Source organism: Dongia sp. (assembly GCF_041909655.1).
Taxonomy (GTDB): Bacteria; Pseudomonadota; Alphaproteobacteria; order Dongiales; family Dongiaceae; genus Dongia.
The window spans coordinates 601191-616553 of record NZ_JAYRDA010000002.1 but is presented as its reverse complement, the minus strand read 5'-3'; the positions used below and the strand labels follow the sequence as shown (position 1 = coordinate 616553).

Below are 15363 nucleotides of genomic sequence, written 5' to 3'. Positions count from 1 at the left end.
GGGCAGGGTGGGGGCATCGCAGTGAAGATTGTGCGAACCCGCGCCCCCCTCCCGACCTCCCCCCTGAAGGGGGGAGGGGTGCAACCTGTCCTGCCATTGCCCGAGGGGCGGTTCCCCGGCTATACCCGGCGCCTCACGCGTTAACCTGGGGTATGCCGATGTCCGAGACTGCCGTTCAACCCGACCGGGCCGCCGAGATCGCGGCGGCGATGGCGGCGCAGGCCAATATTCCGACCAGCCCGGACCAGTTGCTGGCGCGGCTCGCGGCGCTGGGGATTGCCGTCAAGACCACCGATCACGAACCCGTCTTCACGGTCGAGGAAAGCCAGAAGGTGAGCCACGACATGCCGGGCGGGCATGTGAAGAACCTGTTCCTTCGCAACCGGAAGGAAGAGATGTGGCTTGTGACGGTCCAGGAGGATCGCCGCGTCGATCTCAAATGGCTGGGGCAGAAACTGACCGGGGCCACCGGCGGCGATGCCAAGCTCTCCTTCGGGTCGGCGGACCGGCTGATGACCTATCTCGGCGTCATTCCGGGGTCGGTCACACCCTTCGCCGTGATCAACGACAAGGCCGGCAAGGTGAAGATGGTGCTGGACCGGCATCTGCTGGAATGCGATCCGGTCAACGCACATCCCCTGGTCAATTTCAAAACCACCGCGATCGCGCCCCAGGACCTGGTCAAATTCCTCGAGGCCGAGGGGCACAAGCCCCAGATCCTCGATTTCGACTAGCTTCTTGATTTCGACCGAGAATCTGCGCTTGCCGGCTAAGTGCTTGAAGCAGGGACGGAAAAGGCCCATCTATAGGGCCAAATAGCGACCATATTTCAGGAGTTCGGGGTTATGGAGAATTTGATTGGCGCCGGTCTGGCCAATGCCGCCGCGGTGCCGGCCGATCTGATCAAGGACAGTTCGCAGAACAGCTTCAAGGCCGATGTGATCGACGCCTCGATGCAGGTGCCGGTGATCGTCGATTTCTGGGCGCCTTGGTGCGGGCCCTGCAAGCAGCTTGGCCCGGCTCTCGAAAAGGTCGTCAAGGAAGCGCGCGGCGCCGTGCGCATGGTGAAGATCAATGTCGACGAGAACCAGGCGCTTGCCGGCCAGATGCGGATCCAGTCGATCCCGGCGGTCTATGCCTTCTTCCAGGGCCGCCCGGTGGATGGTTTCCAGGGTGCGCAGCCGGAAGGCCAGTTGAAGGCCTTTGTCGGGCGCCTCGCGCAATTGGGCGGCGGGGCGGGTGACTCGCCGATCGAGGAAGCGCTGGAACATGCCGATGCGGCCCTCGCGGCCGGCGATCATGCGACCGCCACCGAGATCTATGGTCAGATCCTGGAACACGAGCCGGAAAATCTGAAAGCCATCGCCGGCATTGTGCGGTGCCTCATAGCACTTGGCGAATTGGAGCAGGCCGCCGAGTTCCTGGGCCGGACGCCGAAGGGCAAGGAAAACGACGCCGCCATCGCCGGTGCGCGCGCACAGCTCGAGGTGGCGCAGGCCGGGCAGAAGGCGGCGGGGCAATCCGATGCCTTGCGTGCCCGCGTCGATGCCAACCCGAAAGATTTCGAGGCACGGCACGAATTGGCCCAGGCGTTGTTTGCCAGTGGCGAGAAGGAAGCGGCCCTCGATCACCTCCTCGAGATCGTGCGCATGAACCGCATGTGGAACGAGGAAGCGGCCCGGAAACAGCTCGTCACCTTCTTCGAGGCGATGGGCCCCACCGATCCGCTGACCCTGAGCGGCCGGCGGCGCCTGTCGTCGTTGCTGTTCAGCTAAGGATAAGGAAGCGCCATGCGTCCCGGCCCCAGCACACTCGGCCCGTTCGATCCCGGCTATGCGGATCTGCCGGAGGATCTGCCGATCTTTCCGCTGACCAATGCGCTGCTGCTGCCCGGTGGGCGGCTGCCGCTCAACGTGTTCGAGCCGCGCTATCTTGCGATGGTGCGGGCTGCCTTGCAGCGGCCGGATCGGTTGATCGGCATGGTGCAGCCGCTCGAGGCCGGCGCCGACAAGGTGGTGGCGGCCGATGTGAAGGCGGCGGAATATCAGCCCCCGGTCCGGCAGGTGGGTTGCGCGGGGCGCATCGTCTCGTTCGAGGAGACGCCGGACGGGCGCTATCAGATCATCCTTTCCGGTCTCATCCGCTTCCGCATCGCGCGCGAATTGCCGGTCGATGCGGAGGGCTTCCGCGTGGTGGTGCCGGATTGGGCGCCCTTCGCCCATGACATGGCCGAGCATGAATTCCAGCTGGCCGACCGGCCGAAATTCCTCAGCGTGGTGCAGGAATATCTGAAGACGCGCCAGGCGCGGCTCGACTGGAAGGGGATCGAGGAAGTGGCCGATGACGATCTGGTCGTCGCCATGGCGCAGATGACGCCGCTCGATCCGGAAGAGAAACAATCGCTGCTGGAATGCCAGGATCTCGACGCGGTCGTCGAGATGATGACGGCGATGTTCGAAGTTCACAGCGCCACCGATGGCGAACACCGGCTGCATTGAGGAAGAACGAGATGAGCGAGCTTGATACCGGTATCGACCCGAAGCTCCTGGAAATCCTGGTCTGCCCGGTGAGCAAGACCTCGCTGATCTATGACCGGCAAAAGCAGGAACTGGTTTCCAAGGCGGCGGGCCTTGCCTATCCGATCCGCGACGGCATCCCGATCATGCTGGTCGACGAGGCGCGTCCCCTCGATATCGAGGAATAACATGTCGGATTCCATGGGCACCGAGCATTGGCCGGTTGAGATCCGCCACCTTCAGGCGGAGAAGCGGCTGGAGGTGGCCTTCGATGACGGCAGCACCTTCTCCTACCCCGCCGAATTGCTGCGCGTGGAAAGCCCCTCGGCCGAAGTGCAGGGCCATGGGCCCGGGCAGAAGACCCTGGTGCCCGGCCGCCAGCATGTGGGGATTTTGAAGATCGAGCCGGTCGGCCATTACGCGATCCGCCTGGAATTCGACGACCTCCACGATACCGGCATCTATTCGTGGCGCTATCTCTACGAGCTCGGCGTCAACAAAGAGAAGATCTGGGCCGAGTATCTGGCAGCACTTCAGGCCCAGGGATTGAGCCGCGATCCGAAGGCACTTGCCAAGGCGCCGGGTTTGGATCACGGGGCACACGTGCACGGTCCCGGTTGCGGTCACAAGCACTGATGTTTTCCCGGACCTGACCGGCGGGAACTCCTGGCCGGTCCTCGCGTTGTATCCCCCGACCAACAAATATTCGCGGGGGAAACGCCTATGATGGCGCGCATCCTGATCGCCTTTGCGATCGTCTATCTCATCCTGGCTTTGCTTCTGGGGCTCCATATGGGCCTCATCGCCGATTACCGCCTTGGCGTGGTCTATGCCCATTTCATCGCGCTCGGCTGGCTCAGCCTGGGGCTGGTTGCCATCCTCTATCTGAACTATCCCGAACTCACCGGCGGCATTTTCGCCTGGGCGCATTTCTGGCTCTATCTCATCGGCCTGCCGCTGATGCTGATCGGCCTCACCATGACGCAGCTCGATGCCTTTGCGACCGGGCATGCCCTCGCCATGATCGGCGCCGTGGCGATGTTGCTGGGCGTCATCGCCCTCGGCATCAATTGCTGGGTGAATTTGCCGCCCCGGGACAGAGACCGCGACCGCGCGCTGACTTCTCAGCCTTGAGGAGAGGGGGCGTGATGTGACCGGCTGTCGCCGGGCGCCTCCGTGCGCTCGGCGAGACCGTAATCTCGCATGACCTCGGCGACTCTCAACCGATAGCCGGCAAAGAGCCCGTTGCGTCCTGCCTCCTGGGCGGCGCGGTGGCTCGGCAGATTGCGCCACGCTTTCACCGCCGCCTCGTCGCGGAAGAAGGAGAGCGAGAGCATCTTTCCGGGATGGGTGATGCTCTGGAAGCGCTCCACCGAGATGAAGCCGTCGATCTTCTCAAGATCGGTGCGCAATTTCGCGGCGATGGCGAGATAGGCATCCTTGTGTCCTTCCGCCGGTTCGACTTCGAAGATGATGGCGATCATGGCTCTCCCTTTCTCACCTTATCTCAGGCGGGATGGCGGTTGCGGGTGGCATCCACCTCGGCGAGGAAAGACCGTTCCTCGCGCAGGATGAAGCGCTTCTCGGCCGCGAAGGCGAAATTCTCGCGCGCGGCGGTGTCCGACTTCAACCTTGCGCGATAGGCCTCGTAGGCCGCAAGGCCGGAAAAGGAAATCAGGCCATAAGCGATGTCGTTGGTGCCCTCATGGGGCAGGAAATAGCCGATGAGATCGCCGCCGCAGGCCGGGATGATGCGGCCCCAATTCTCGGCATAGGTGGCGAAGGCGTCGCGCTGGAACGGGTCGATCTGGTAACGGATGAAGCAGGTCAGCGACATGGATTTTCTCCTGAGGTGAGGCCCAGCATGTAACCGATTGACCGGCGGGGATGCTTCGACCACCATCGAAGTGTCGCCGGCGGGTTGTTGCTAGAATGCGGGTGACAGGAGGTGATCCATCATGCGCATCGGTCCCGATATTTCCCGTGTCGCGTCGCTGATCGGCGATCCTGCCCGTGCCAATATTCTCGAGGCCCTGATGGCCGGAAAGGCGCTTACCAGCAGCGAACTGGCCGTCGAGGCCGGGATTACCGCGGCCACGGTGAGCAGTCATCTCGGCAAGCTGCAAGAGGCCGGACTTATCGCCGTCCAGGCGCAAGGCCGGCACCGCTATTGGCGCCTCGCGCATCATGAAGTGGCTGAGATGCTGGAAGCCTTGACCGGCATCGCCGCCAGGACCGGTCACTTGCGGACCCGCACCGGACCGAAGGAACCGGCCCTCCGGAAGGCACGCATCTGCTACGACCATCTCGCGGGCGATTACGGCGTGCTTCTCTATGAGGCCTTGAAGAAACGCAAGGTCTTCACGGCGGCAGAGGACGGCCTGCAGCTCTCGAAAGCGGGCAGCCGCTTCTGCGATGAATTCGGCATCGACCTCGTGGCCCTCGAACAAAGCCGCCGCCCGCTCTGCCGCGACTGCCTGGATTGGAGCGTCAGGAAAAGCCATCTCGCCGGCAGCCTCGGCGCTGCCTTGCTCACGCGCATCCAGGCCCTGGGCTGGGCGCGGCGCGAAAAAGCGGGCCGCGTCATCGCCTTCACCCCACCCGGTGAGAGGGCGTTCCTGAAGATGTTCGGGGCGAACTAGAGGCGCGCTTCTAAAGCGGCAGGCCCCGCACCAATCTTGGCAAATCGCCCACCACACCCATGGCGTGGCGCATGGCGACGCGCTTCAGGGGCTTCGTCTTGTTGAAGAGGAAGAAGCCGATATCGCGCGCGAGGCGGATCGGCGGCAAATCGTTGGAGAAGAGGCGCGTCAGGAGATCGGTCACCGCCACCATGGTGAAATTGTCGAACCGCCGCCAGCGCGCATAACCTTCGAGCACGTTGAGGCTGCCGAGATCGAGGCCGAGGCGGTGGGCGTCGACCAGCTTTTCGGCGAGGGCCGCCACGTCGCGGACGCCCATGTTGAAACCCTGGCCGGCGATCGGATGCATGCCATGGGCCGCGTCACCGGCCAGCGCCAGGCCATCCTTCACATAGGTATCGGCCAGCACCACCTTGAGCGGATAGGTGAAGCGCGGACCGATGGGGCGCACCTGCCCCAGGGTCGAGCCGAAGCGGCGCTCGATCTCCTTGCCCAGATCCTCGTCGGACAGCCGTAGCAGCATCGGGATGATGCGCTGGTCCTCGGTCCAGACCATCGAAGAGCGGTGGCGGTGATTGCCGGTCGCATCGACATCGTCCTTCATCGGCAGCATGGCGAAGGGACCGACGGGGAGGAAATGCTCGTGGGCAACACCGTGATGAGGTTCGTCATGCGTGACCGTGCAGACGATGGCCGCGTGACGATAGCCAAGCTCGCGCGCGCCGATTCCCGCGAGACGCCGCACGGCGGATTGACGGCCGTCGGCGGCGATGACGAGGCGCGCCGTCACCCGCCGGCCATCTGCGAGATGCACGATCTGGCGCCGATCGGTGGAATCGGTTGCGGCGAAATCGATCCCCGTCACCTGCGCGGCGCCGAGATGAACGAGGTCCGGGCATTCGGCCAGGCGCTTCAGGAGGCCGCGCCGCACCGCGCGGTTCTCGATGATCCAGCCGAAAGGCGGCTGGGCGCCGTCGGCGCCGGGGACGGCACCTGCCGGCAGATCGGCGAAATGATAATGGACGAAAAAGGGGCTGGGGCCTTGCATATGCCAGGCGCCATCCGAGACGCGGATGTCGCGAATCGGCTCGGCGTCATCCGCCATGTAATCCCAGGCGCCGATTCCCTTGAGCACCTGCTGCGAGCCATAGGCGATGGCGGAGGAACGGCCGTCAAAAGCCTCGCCCGTCAAATCCGGCAGTTTTTCCGCTTCGATGAGGCAGGTGGCGATTCCGTTCCCGGAAAGGGCCGCGGCCAGGGCCATGCCGACCATCCCGCCGCCGACGATCGCTACTTCGGCGACGATTTCCGCCGCCATTTCGCTTTCGTTCCGGCGTTGAAATGAAAGGGGTTTGTCGCCCATTTGAGAGCTGGGGGTGGGGGTTGCAGTGGACGCATTCATAGGGGCCACAATCCCGGTTTACGGCCCGACTGTCCAGCGGCTATAAGGCCGCATGAAAGCCCCCGATTGGAACCGCACCGCTGAGGATTACGCCCGGCACCGGGCTGGATTCCCGGGCTGGTTCTATGAACGGGCGGCGACGCTCGGGCTTTTTTCCCCGACCTCCCGCATCCTCGATCTCGGCACCGGTACCGGCCATCTGGCGCGGGGCTTCGCCCTGCGCGGGGCCAAGGTCACCGGCATCGACATCGCGCCCGGCATGATGGAATCGGCCAGCACCCTCGATGCCGAGGCGGGTGTCGCCATCGATTACAAGGTGGTACCGGCGGAAGCGACCGGGTTTCCCGACGCCTATTTCGATCTGGTGACCGCCGGCACCTGCTGGCACTGGTTCGATGCCGCGAAGGCCGCGGCCGAATCCCGGCGCATTCTCAGGGCGCAAGGCCATCTCCTCATCGCCAATCTCATCTGGCTCTCGCTTCCGGGGAATGTGGTGGCAATGACCGAGGCGCTGATCCGCGCTTTCAACCCGAACTGGAATCTGGGCGAGCGTGACTGGCAGGGGGCGGCGGAACTGGCCAGCCTCGCCGAAGCAGGCTTCACGTCGCGCGAGAGCTTCTCGGTCGATTACGACATTCCCTATAGTCCGGAAGCCTGGCGCGGCCGCATCCGTGCCTCGGCCGGGATCAGCGCCAGTCTGGGGGCGGCCGAGGTTGAGAAATTCGATGCCGAGCTCGCCGCTTTGCTCGCCAGGAATTATCCCGGCGATGTGATCCAGGTGCCGCATCGCATTGTCGCAATCTGGGGGCAGAAACAATGATGATCCGCCAGGCGACCGAACGCGATCTCGAGGCGATCATGGCGATCCATCTCAAGGGCTGGCTCTTGGCCTATGGCGCCTTCCTGCCGCAGGAACAGATCGACGCGATGCAGCCGGAGAAGCGCCGGGCCGTCTGGCAGACATATCTCGGCCAAGCCGAGAACCTCATCCTGGTGGGCGGCATCGGCGAGGCGATCGACGGCTTCCTCCTGGGCGGGCCGGTCAAGGAACATACGATCACCGAAGGCGGGCTCTTCGGTTTCGATTGCGAGATCTATTCACTCCATTGCCGCGAAGAGGTGCAGGGGCAAGGCTTGGGCCGCGCTCTTATCGCCGCCGCCGCCGGCCATTGGCGGGGTGCGGGCAAGCGCGCCCTCGTGCTCTGGGCCTATGCCGATAATGCCTATCGCCGCTTCTACGAACGCATCGGCGGCAAGCTCGTCGCCCACGGCGTGGATGACGGCATCCCCGACGTCGCCTATGGCTGGCGCGATCTCGGGCAGCTCATCGACACGCAACATGTTCAAGCGGCGAGCGCGCCGCGGATCGTCTTCTGAGGGGGCGGTATATGATCCGGCGATCCAATTTCATGTCGTGGTTCGGCATCGTGATCTTTGGTCTCGCAACCATCTATTATGGCGTTACTCTCTTCGGAGTCGTACGCGCTGGCATTGCACCGACTGTCACCGAGGTTGGTCGGCTGGTGCTTCTTTCCTCCTTCGTGCCGTTGTTTATCGCCAGCATTTATAGAGGGCGTACTGTTCCAGTTTGGACTAGAGCGCCAAACCCGCAGGAGGACCGCGTCTTCTCCGAGGCATCGGGAGAGCGCGTGTTGTTTCTGTGCTCGTTCTGGTCACTCGCTGTTGGAGCATTCATTCATGATCTGGCAACAGCCGGTAGTTTCCTGGGACCGATGTTCCTGGGGTTGATGGTTTTGCTGGGGGTGTTCAATGTCACCCGCCAGCCGAAGCGACTGGTACTTTCTCCGATCGGCATCGGCATTGATGAGATGGCTGCAGGGCTTATTGCCTGGCCCGATGTTCGCGAGGTCAAGCTCGCGCGCCGGCTGTGGCGCCAATATGTCGAGCTCGACATCGCCAATTCAGGAAAATACGGCCTTAAGAGCCCGCGCCTCACGCTTAGCCCGATGCTGTTCCGGGCGCGCGCCGAGGATATTTTGGAAGAAATCCGACTTCGTCATGCGATGTTCGGCCAAACGTCACCCAAGAACAATCTGGCGCAATGAGCGTTTGCTCATGGCGCATGAGCCAAGGAGATTAAATGACCGACCGTATTCTCATTCTCGATTTCGGTTCGCAGGTGACGCAGTTGATTGCGCGGCGGGTGCGTGAATCCGGGGTCTATTGCGAGATCTTTCCGTTCAATGTGGATCCGCAGCGGATCAAGGATTTCGATCCGAAGGGCATCATCCTTTCCGGCTCGCCGCATTCGGTGACGACGGCGGACGGCCCCCGCGCCCCCGGCCATGTCTGGGACTCGAAACTGCCGGTCTTCGGCATCTGCTATGGCGAACAGACCATGTGCGCGCAATTGGGCGGCAAGGTTGAAGGTTCCGACCATCGCGAATTCGGCCGCGCGCTCTTGACCGTGAAGGAAGAGACGCCGCTCTTCGACGGCGTGTGGAAGCCGGGCGGCGAATATCAGGTCTGGATGAGCCATGGCGACCGCGTCGTCTCGATCCCGGAAGGCTTCAAGGTGGTCGCGGTCTCTGACGGCGCCCCCTTCGCCGCCATCGCCAATGTGAAGGACAAGCGCTACGCGGTGCAGTTCCACCCGGAAGTCGCCCACACGCCGGACGGCGCGAAGCTCCTCTCCAACTTCGTGCACAAGATTTGCGGCTGCAAGGGCGACTGGACCATGGCCGCCTTCCGCGACCAGGAGATCGCCAAGATCCGCGCGCAGGTGGGCCAGGGCCGCGTCATCTGCGGACTGTCCGGCGGCGTCGATTCCGCCGTGGCCGCGGTCCTCATCCATCAGGCGATCGGCGATCAGCTCACCTGCATCTTCGTCGATCACGGTTTGCTGCGCGCGGGCGAGGCGGATCAGGTGCTCTCGCTGTTCCGCGATCATTACAACATCCCGCTGGTGCATCGCGACGCCTCCGACCTGTTCCTGGGCCAGCTCGCGGGCGTCTCGGACCCGGAAGTGAAGCGCAAGACCATCGGCCGCCTCTTCATCGAGGTGTTCGAGGAGGAAGCGAAGAAGATCGGCGGCGCCGATTTCCTGGCGCAGGGGACACTCTATCCGGATGTGATCGAGAGCGTCTCTTTCACCGGCGGGCCCTCAGTCACCATCAAGAGCCATCACAATGTGGGTGGCCTCCCCGAACGCATGCGCATGAAGCTGGTCGAGCCACTGCGTGAGCTCTTCAAGGACGAAGTCCGCGCCTTGGGCCGCGAACTCGGCTTGCCGGAAAAGATGATCCGCCGCCATCCCTTCCCGGGGCCAGGCCTCGCCATCCGCATTCCCGGCGACATCACCCGCGAGAAGCTCGACATCCTCCGGAAGGCCGATACGGTTTATCTCGATGAAATCGACAAGGCCGGCCTCTATGACAAGATCTGGCAGGCCTTCGCCGTGCTCCTCCCCGTGCGCACGGTGGGCGTCATGGGCGATGGCCGCACCTATGATTTCGTCTGTGCCTTGCGCGCGGTCACCTCGACCGACGGCATGACGGCGGATTTCTATCCGTTCGAGCCCAAGTTCCTCGGCCGCGTGGCGACCCGCATCGTCAACGAAGTGAAGGGCATCAACCGCGTCGTCTACGACTACACCTCGAAGCCGCCGGGAACGATCGAGTGGGAGTGAGGGGAGCGTGATTGGCACGCAGTGAGCGGTGCAGCGCGCGGAGTTTCTTGAATAGGTATCAGTTGATGGCGCGCTCCGCCCGCTGGAAGACGATCCGTAACTGTTTTTCCGACTCGATCACTGCGAAGAATACCGCGCCGACCGCCACGATGAGGATCCCGTCGAGTAGAGGCACTGCTTGCGTCCCGAATACCTGCTGGAGTGGCGGCACATAAGTGACCGCGAATTGGGCCAAGGTGATTGCGATCACGCACGTCCAGACAACGCGCGTTCCTCGCACCGCTTTCCAGGTCAATGACGTGCCGTAAATGTTGCGGATGAAGAAGAGATGAAAAATCTCCAGCACCACAAGTGTGTTCAGCGCAATGGTGCGGGCGAGGTCAGGGCCGTGCCCCTTGTCTATCGCATAGGCGTACATGCCGAAGACTGCCGCAAGGAACAGTGCGGAAACGAGGATGATGTGCCAGATCAGCGCGGCGGTCAGCAGCGGCTCATTCCGTGACCGCGGAGGCCGCTTCATCGTGTCGTCTTCGGTCGGTTCGAATGCGAGCGCAATGCCGAGCGTGATGCCGGTGATCAGGTTGATCCATAGGATCTGCACCGCGGTGACAGGCAGCGCCATGCCGAGAAAAAGTGCGACGATGATGGTCATTGCTTCTCCGGCATTTGTCGGCAGCGTCCAACTGATGACCTTCTTGATATTGTCATAGACCGTGCGCCCTTCACGGATTGCCGTGGCGATGGAGGCGAAATTGTCGTCGGCGAGCACCAGTTCCGAGGCTTCCTTCGCCGCCTCGCTGCCTTTCTGCCCCATGGCAATGCCCGCATCCGCGCGCTTGAGCGCCGGAGCGTCGTTGACGCCGTCTCCCGTCATCGCGACGATCAGCCCGTTTGATTGGAGCGCGGTCACGAGCCTTAGTTTGTGTGCCGGACTGGTTCTTGCAAAGACGTCGATATCGACGACGGCGGCTGCCAGCTCGGCATCGCTCATTTTCTCGATATCCGCTCCGGTGAGGACGCTGTCCGAGTGCCGGAGCCCGACCTGGCGCGCGATTGCCGCTGCCGTGCCCGCATGGTCGCCCGTGATCATCTTTACGCGGATTCCCGCGCCGTGACACTCAGCAACGGCGGCGACGGCCTCGGGGCGAGGTGGATCAATGAGTCCGACCAGGCCGATAAGCACCATCTGTCCGTCGAAATCGGCGGTGTTCAGAACAACATGGCTTGATGGTACGGAGCGTCCGGCAAGTGCCAGCACACGCTGACCCTGAGCGGCAATGTCGTCGATCCGCTTGTGCCAGTAATCGGCGTTCACCGGGCGAGTGCTGCCGTCGGCTGCCCGTTCGGCCGAACACATGGCAAGGATTCGTTCCGGCGCACCTTTCACGTAGATCGAAGCATGCCCCTCATGATCGTGGTAGAGGACGGCCATATACCGGTGTTTGGCATCGAATGGGATGGTGTCGGTCCGCCTCCAGTCGGCGAACGGCGCGGGCCCGTCACGCATAATTTTGCCGGCCAGCGCCTTGAGCGCCCCTTCCATCGGGTCACCCTCGACCTTCCAGCCGTTGTGATGGCTGCGCAGGGAGGCGTCATTGCATAGGGCGGATGCCTGGGCGAACTCGACCAGAAGCTTGTGCTCCGCCGGGTCGATGTCAGCGTCCGCGAGGCGGATGCTTCCTTCGGGGGCGTATCCGTTCCCGGCAACGGAAAAGATATGTCCGGCGCCCGCGAGTGTCGCCACCATCATCTCGTTGCGGGTGAGCGTCCCGGTCTTGTCGCTGCAGATAACCGAAACAGATCCGAGGGTTTCGATCGCGGGCAGGCGGCGAACGATCGCGTTGCGACGCGCCATCGTCTGAACGCCGACGGCCAGCGTGATGGTCAATACAGCTGGCAATCCCTCGGGGATTGCAGCGACCGACAGGCCGACAACGGTCATGAACAATTCAGCGAAGGGCAGGTGGCCGACGAAATACCCGTAAACAAGGAGAACGGCCGCGATCAGCAGGATCAGGATCGTCAGCCATCGCGCGAAGCCATCCATCTGGCGGACCAGAGGCGTGGTCAAGGTCTCCACCTTGGAGAGCATGCCGCTGATGCGGCCGATCTCCGTCGCTGCTCCCGTGCCGACCACCACGCCGCGGCCGGCACCACCGGCAACCAGCGTGCCGCTGAAGGCCATGCAGGACCGATCACCGATCTGCGCGCCGGCGGCCACGGGCTTCGTCGTCTTGTCCGAGGGAACGGATTCGCCGGTGAGGATCGCCTCCTCGATGCGGAGGCCGGCAGCCTCGATCAGCCGCAGATCGGCGGGGACCTTCTCGCCGGCTTCCAGCAGGACGATATCGCCGGGAACCACCGCGGCGCTGTCGATGCTGCGGCGTTCGCCATCGCGCAGTACCGAGGATTTTGGTGCGAGCATCTGGCGGATGGCATCCATCGCCTGCTCCGCGCGCCCCTCCTGAATGAAGCCGATGATCGCATTGGCGATCACCACGGCGAGAATCACGCCTGTATCGACAAGATGGCCGAGCGCCGCGGTAATAACCGCGGTGCCCAGCAGCACATAAATCAGGATGTTGTGAAAATGGGCGAGGAAGCGAAGGAGCGCGCTGCGCCGCGGTGGTTCCGGCAGCCGGTTGGGCCCGTATCGGTCCAGGCGCAGCGCCGCCTCGGCCGTTGACAGCCCGGCCGCCTGACCGTCGACAGCTGCGAGGGCCATGTCGGCGGGCATGGCATATAGATGGGTTTCTCGATCGTTCGTGTTCAACTGCTTGTCCCAGGGTTGTTTTATGGCGTGATCGTCGAGGCAGGCTGCCGGCAGTTCATTGCGGCGAGATCGCCACCTTCAGAACGCCGTCGCGCTGGTTGGCGAAGAGTTCGTAGGCCTCCTCGATCCGGTCGAGCGGGAAGCGGTGAGTGACGAGGGGGCGTGTGTCGAGGCGGCCCCCTGCGATGACTTCCATCAGCCGCCGCATGCGCTCCTTTCCGCCTGGGCAGAGCGTTGTGACGATGGTGTGATCGCCAAGTCCGGCGAGAAAGGCGTCGAGCGGGATTTTCAGATCGCCCGAATAGACACCCAATGAGGAGAGTGTTCCGCCGGGTCGAATAACCCGCAGCGCCGCCTCGAACGTCTCCGATCGCCCCAGCGCCTCGATGGCCACGTCGACGCCACGGCCGTCGGTTAGGCGCATGATCTCTTCCACGACGTCGCCCTTGGTGAAGTCGACGACGTGGTCGGCGCCCATCTTGCGCGCGATCTCCATGCGCGCCGGCACCGCATCGACGCCGATGATGGTCGTGGCACCCATCAGCCGCGCACCGGCCGTCGCGCACAGGCCGATGGGCCCCTGCGCGAAGACGGCGACGACGTCCCCTATTCTGACCTTGCCGCTTTCCGCGCCGGAGAAGCCGGTCGACATGATGTCGGGGCACATCAGCACCTGCTCGTCCGCAAGTGCGTCCGGGATCGCGGCGAGATTGGCCATCGCATCAGGCACCAGCAGATATTCCGCCTGGGCCCCGTCGATCGTATTGCCGAACCGCCAGCCGCCCATGGGCTTGAACCCGTGTTTGGTGCCGGCGCCATCCTGAGAGTGATACCCGCAGAGGCAGGCGGCGCTGTGGCCGCTTGGCGTGATTGCACCCGCAATGACGCGCTGGCCCTCCTGATAGCCCTGGACGGAAGAACCGAGCTTTTCTATCACGCCAACGGGTTCATGACCGATGGTCAGGCCGCGCGCGACCGGATACTCGCCCTTCAATATATGGACGTCCGTACCGCAGATTGTCGTCGTGGTGATGCGGATCAATGCGTCCAGGGGGCCGACATCGGGGATCGGCTTTTCATCGAGAACAATGCGGTTTGGCTCGACGAAAATCGCTGCCTTCATTCTCCGCGCCATGAGTCAATCCTTCGGTTTGGGTTGGTTTTGACGGGTGGTGTCGTCTGGCGGACGGTTGGCATGCCGCAGCAGGAAGCTCTCCAGGTCACGTGGGGCGATCCGCCATTCCCGCCCCACATCGACGGCGCGCAGGTCGCCGTGCTTGATCCACGAGCGCACACCTGTTTCGCCGACCTTGAGAAGATCGGCGACATCCTTCACTGAAAGGAATTGTTGACTCAGCATTTGGGTACTCCCGAACCACAATCAATGGATTTGAGTGTATCTGAGCGAATTCTGATGCTGTTTGATCGAGATCAACGCAGGTCATGGCTCAATAGCTCAGTTTGTCGCCCAACGCGCTCTGACCGCGCCTTGCGGCCGGTACTCTGCCAGCGCGTCAGCAAAGGAGACGATGATGCCTTTTAAAGATGTTCTGCTAACGCTGACGTCTTATCCTGAACCCTCCCCGGTTGTAGTGATTGACGAAGCCATCGACTTTGCGGCTGCCGTCGGAGCAAAACTCTCGGCCATTGCCTGTGGGGTCAAGATACGCGCGCCGGGCAATCTCTTGGCCAATGCGCTGCTCGACATTCAAGCGATGGCCGCGACCGAAACCAAGAAGAGTGCGGACACTGCAGAAGCACTTCTGACGGCGTTCCAGGACGCCGCCGAGAAACGCGGCGTGTTTCAAGAGCGGATACTCAGGCATTGCCCGGTGTCGCAAGTACCCGACCTGCTCGTCGAATACGCTCGCCTCAGGGATATCACGATCGTCCCGGTACCCGACGGCGAGCTCTTCGATCAGTGGTTCGCCGAATCGATAATTTTTGGTTCTGGCCGCCCGACGCTGGTGATACCGCATGCGCGCCAGCGAGCGCGCGCATTCTCGCTCGATACGATCGTTGTCGCATGGGATTTCAGCCGACCCGCGTCGAGGGCCGTCGCAGACGCGCTTCCAATCTTGGAGAAGGCACAACGGATAATCGTCGTGACGATCACCAATGAAAAAGTCATTGATACCAAACGGTCCGGCGCGGAGCTGGCAAAGCATTTGGCACATCATGGCGTGGAGGTCGTGCTGGACACGGTCGATGCGGCGGGTCGCGGCATCGGTGACGTGCTAAAGTCTTGCATTGCGTCGCGCGATGCAGATCTCCTCGTTATGGGAGCCTATGGGCATTCTCGCATCCGAGACTTCATTCTGGGTGGTGCAACCAAGAGCATGATTGCCCAACCGCCGATCCCCGTATTTCTCTCTCATTGA

At 62.9% G+C, this 15363-nt stretch carries 18 protein-coding genes; 12 read left to right on the top strand and 6 right to left on the bottom strand.

Translation table 11 applies throughout. The annotated features are described in order from the left end of the window. Window positions 1–158: 158 nt before the first annotated feature. The 6 genes from ACE3PR_RS06040 (at window position 159) to ACE3PR_RS06015 (ending at window position 3650) form a co-directional block, all read left to right on the top strand. Window positions 159–734 carry a prolyl-tRNA synthetase associated domain-containing protein gene (locus ACE3PR_RS06040; protein ID WP_374369246.1) on the top strand — a complete coding sequence of 192 codons (576 nt, stop codon included), beginning with the start codon at window positions 159–161 and terminating at the stop codon, window positions 732–734. A gap of 111 nt (window positions 735–845) precedes the next feature. Further along, window positions 846–1775, top strand: a complete 930-nt coding sequence (locus tag ACE3PR_RS06035) for a tetratricopeptide repeat protein (RefSeq protein WP_374369244.1) — start codon at window positions 846–848, stop codon at window positions 1773–1775. Window positions 1776–1790: 15 nt separating this feature from the next. Further along, on the top strand, window positions 1791–2498 hold the full coding sequence (locus ACE3PR_RS06030) for an LON peptidase substrate-binding domain-containing protein (protein WP_374369242.1): 708 nt from the start codon (window positions 1791–1793) through the stop codon (window positions 2496–2498). A gap of 11 nt (window positions 2499–2509) precedes the next feature. Next, window positions 2510–2704 (top strand): Trm112 family protein, encoded by a 195-nt coding sequence (locus ACE3PR_RS06025; protein ID WP_374369240.1) that lies wholly within the window; start codon window positions 2510–2512, stop codon window positions 2702–2704. Window position 2705: 1 nt separating this feature from the next. Further along, window positions 2706–3152, top strand: a complete 447-nt coding sequence (locus ACE3PR_RS06020) for a gamma-butyrobetaine hydroxylase-like domain-containing protein (RefSeq protein ID WP_374369238.1) — start codon at window positions 2706–2708, stop codon at window positions 3150–3152. Window positions 3153–3239: 87 nt separating this feature from the next. After that, window positions 3240–3650, top strand: a complete 411-nt coding sequence (locus ACE3PR_RS06015; RefSeq protein ID WP_374369236.1) for a hypothetical protein — start codon at window positions 3240–3242, stop codon at window positions 3648–3650. Here the strand turns inward: ACE3PR_RS06015 and ACE3PR_RS06010 are convergent. Beyond that, window positions 3641–4000, bottom strand: coding sequence for an antibiotic biosynthesis monooxygenase (locus tag ACE3PR_RS06010; protein WP_374369234.1), 360 nt, complete (start codon window positions 3998–4000; stop codon window positions 3641–3643). The genes ACE3PR_RS06015 and ACE3PR_RS06010 overlap by 10 nt on opposite strands. 23 nt (window positions 4001–4023) lie before the next feature. Further along, a complete protein-coding gene (locus ACE3PR_RS06005; protein WP_374369232.1) occupies window positions 4024–4353 on the bottom strand; it encodes an NIPSNAP family protein in 330 nt (109 codons plus the stop codon). A 121-nt stretch (window positions 4354–4474) separates the two neighbouring features. Between ACE3PR_RS06005 and ACE3PR_RS06000 the strand changes: the two genes are divergently transcribed. After that, on the top strand, window positions 4475–5158 hold the full coding sequence (locus ACE3PR_RS06000; protein ID WP_374369230.1) for an ArsR/SmtB family transcription factor: 684 nt from the start codon (window positions 4475–4477) through the stop codon (window positions 5156–5158). Between the two features lie 10 nt (window positions 5159–5168). On the opposite strand, the gene ACE3PR_RS05995 is transcribed toward ACE3PR_RS06000, so the two are convergent. Continuing rightward, window positions 5169–6476: a UbiH/UbiF/VisC/COQ6 family ubiquinone biosynthesis hydroxylase gene (locus tag ACE3PR_RS05995; protein ID WP_374369228.1), complete on the bottom strand. Its 1308-nt coding sequence runs from the start codon at window positions 6474–6476 to the stop codon at window positions 5169–5171. A 136-nt stretch (window positions 6477–6612) separates the two neighbouring features. On the opposite strand from ACE3PR_RS05995, the gene ACE3PR_RS05990 reads away from it, so the two are divergent. The 4 genes from ACE3PR_RS05990 to guaA are packed head-to-tail and all read left to right on the top strand — an operon-like array spanning window position 6613 to window position 10209. Then, the gene (locus ACE3PR_RS05990; protein WP_374369226.1) at window positions 6613–7380 is read left to right on the top strand and encodes a class I SAM-dependent methyltransferase; all 768 of its coding nucleotides are present in this window, start codon (window positions 6613–6615) and stop codon (window positions 7378–7380) included. Then, a complete protein-coding gene (locus ACE3PR_RS05985; RefSeq protein WP_374369224.1) occupies window positions 7377–7937 on the top strand; it encodes an N-acetyltransferase family protein in 561 nt (186 codons plus the stop codon). Before ACE3PR_RS05990 ends, ACE3PR_RS05985 begins: the two co-directional genes overlap by 4 nt. Before the next feature lie 11 nt (window positions 7938–7948). Further along, window positions 7949–8626: a hypothetical protein gene (locus tag ACE3PR_RS05980; RefSeq protein WP_374369223.1), complete on the top strand. Its 678-nt coding sequence runs from the start codon at window positions 7949–7951 to the stop codon at window positions 8624–8626. A 35-nt stretch (window positions 8627–8661) separates the two neighbouring features. After that, entirely contained in the window at window positions 8662–10209 is a 1548-nt protein-coding gene (guaA, locus tag ACE3PR_RS05975; protein WP_374369221.1) for a glutamine-hydrolyzing GMP synthase, read from the top strand. 58 nt (window positions 10210–10267) lie between these two features. Here guaA and ACE3PR_RS05970 read toward each other — a convergent pair whose 3' ends face one another. The 3 genes from ACE3PR_RS05970 to ACE3PR_RS05960 are packed head-to-tail and all read right to left on the bottom strand — an operon-like array spanning window position 10268 to window position 14342. Further along, window positions 10268–12982 carry a cation-transporting P-type ATPase gene (locus tag ACE3PR_RS05970; RefSeq protein ID WP_374369219.1) on the bottom strand — a complete coding sequence of 905 codons (2715 nt, stop codon included), beginning with the start codon at window positions 12980–12982 and terminating at the stop codon, window positions 10268–10270. 55 nt (window positions 12983–13037) lie between these two features. After that, window positions 13038–14105 (bottom strand): NAD(P)-dependent alcohol dehydrogenase, encoded by a 1068-nt coding sequence (locus tag ACE3PR_RS05965; protein WP_374369217.1) that lies wholly within the window; start codon window positions 14103–14105, stop codon window positions 13038–13040. Between the two features lie 15 nt (window positions 14106–14120). After that, window positions 14121–14342, bottom strand: coding sequence for a helix-turn-helix domain-containing protein (locus tag ACE3PR_RS05960; RefSeq protein WP_374369215.1), 222 nt, complete (start codon window positions 14340–14342; stop codon window positions 14121–14123). A 169-nt stretch (window positions 14343–14511) separates the two neighbouring features. Here ACE3PR_RS05960 and ACE3PR_RS05955 point away from each other — a divergent pair, with 169 nt between their 5' ends. After that, window positions 14512–15363: a universal stress protein gene (locus ACE3PR_RS05955; protein WP_374369213.1), complete on the top strand. Its 852-nt coding sequence runs from the start codon at window positions 14512–14514 to the stop codon at window positions 15361–15363.

Excerpts from the sequence above, each read along its gene's own strand:
- ACE3PR_RS06040 (WP_374369246.1), top strand. The coding sequence starts at position 159 with ATGTCCGAGACTGCCGTTCAACCCGACCGGGCCGCCGAGATCGCGGCG.
- ACE3PR_RS06035 (WP_374369244.1), top strand. The coding sequence starts at position 846 with ATGGAGAATTTGATTGGCGCCGGTCTGGCCAATGCCGCCGCGGTGCCG.
- ACE3PR_RS06030 (WP_374369242.1), top strand. The coding sequence starts at position 1,791 with ATGCGTCCCGGCCCCAGCACACTCGGCCCGTTCGATCCCGGCTATGCG.
- ACE3PR_RS06025 (WP_374369240.1), top strand. The coding sequence starts at position 2,510 with ATGAGCGAGCTTGATACCGGTATCGACCCGAAGCTCCTGGAAATCCTG.
- ACE3PR_RS06020 (WP_374369238.1), top strand. The coding sequence starts at position 2,706 with ATGTCGGATTCCATGGGCACCGAGCATTGGCCGGTTGAGATCCGCCAC.
- ACE3PR_RS06015 (WP_374369236.1), top strand. The coding sequence starts at position 3,240 with ATGATGGCGCGCATCCTGATCGCCTTTGCGATCGTCTATCTCATCCTG.
- ACE3PR_RS06010 (WP_374369234.1), bottom strand. The coding sequence starts at position 4,000 with ATGATCGCCATCATCTTCGAAGTCGAACCGGCGGAAGGACACAAGGAT.
- ACE3PR_RS06005 (WP_374369232.1), bottom strand. The coding sequence starts at position 4,353 with ATGTCGCTGACCTGCTTCATCCGTTACCAGATCGACCCGTTCCAGCGC.
- ACE3PR_RS06000 (WP_374369230.1), top strand. The coding sequence starts at position 4,475 with ATGCGCATCGGTCCCGATATTTCCCGTGTCGCGTCGCTGATCGGCGAT.
- ACE3PR_RS05995 (WP_374369228.1), bottom strand. The coding sequence starts at position 6,476 with ATGGCGGCGGAAATCGTCGCCGAAGTAGCGATCGTCGGCGGCGGGATG.
- ACE3PR_RS05990 (WP_374369226.1), top strand. The coding sequence starts at position 6,613 with ATGAAAGCCCCCGATTGGAACCGCACCGCTGAGGATTACGCCCGGCAC.
- ACE3PR_RS05985 (WP_374369224.1), top strand. The coding sequence starts at position 7,377 with ATGATGATCCGCCAGGCGACCGAACGCGATCTCGAGGCGATCATGGCG.
- ACE3PR_RS05980 (WP_374369223.1), top strand. The coding sequence starts at position 7,949 with ATGATCCGGCGATCCAATTTCATGTCGTGGTTCGGCATCGTGATCTTT.
- guaA (WP_374369221.1), top strand. The coding sequence starts at position 8,662 with ATGACCGACCGTATTCTCATTCTCGATTTCGGTTCGCAGGTGACGCAG.
- ACE3PR_RS05965 (WP_374369217.1), bottom strand. The coding sequence starts at position 14,105 with ATGAAGGCAGCGATTTTCGTCGAGCCAAACCGCATTGTTCTCGATGAA.
- ACE3PR_RS05960 (WP_374369215.1), bottom strand. The coding sequence starts at position 14,342 with ATGCTGAGTCAACAATTCCTTTCAGTGAAGGATGTCGCCGATCTTCTC.
- ACE3PR_RS05955 (WP_374369213.1), top strand. The coding sequence starts at position 14,512 with ATGATGCCTTTTAAAGATGTTCTGCTAACGCTGACGTCTTATCCTGAA.